Origin of the sequence: Paracoccus sigandri, from assembly GCF_003709565.1 — a bacterium.
GTDB lineage: Bacteria > Pseudomonadota > Alphaproteobacteria > Rhodobacterales > Rhodobacteraceae > Paracoccus > Paracoccus siganidrum.
Map to the genome: position 1 here is coordinate 1 of NZ_QNRC01000115.1, position 577 is coordinate 577.

Genomic DNA, 577 nt, shown 5'->3' on the forward strand with positions numbered 1-577 from the left:
TGACCTGCCCCCCGGTCGTCCCTCGCCGTGATGTAGAGTCCTTGGGGTTGATATTGGTCGGTTTCGGGTTGGGCAAGTGCGTCGGGCGCGGAGCCCCCAGTTTGCTCAATCGCCCTGCGCGCTTCTGCCGGGGTCTGGTTGCCGAGCGAGGCATGCGGCCTGACGTGGTCGTAGTCGTAGCGCCAGAGGGCCAGCTTTCGGCGGGCATCGGCCAGGCGTTCGAAGATCTCCTCGTTGAGGCATTCGTCGCGCAGGCTGCCATTGAATGACTCGATGCAGCCATTTTTCTGGGGCTTGCCCGGATCGATATAATGCCATTCGACGCCGTTCTCGTTGGCCCGCTTCAGGATCGCCTTGCTGGTGAACTCGGTGCCCCTCCTCGGGAAAACGATCCCCCGGATCGTTTTCTGATCCTCGTCGATCACTGACGACACAGGCCGGCTTGCCGTAGATCCTGACCAGCGCATCCAGTTCCCGCGCCACCCTGGCCCCCGAGATGCTGGTGTCGGCGATCAAGGTGCGGTTTTCGCGGCAGCAATCGTCGTTCACGGCCAGAATGCGGAACCTGCGGCAGGCC

At 63.1% G+C, this 577-nt stretch carries 1 pseudogene; it reads right to left on the reverse strand.

Going from position 1 to position 577, the window contains the following annotated elements:
• Positions 1-577: pseudogene (locus C9E82_RS24005) on the reverse strand (integrase core domain-containing protein); the annotation flags it as partial.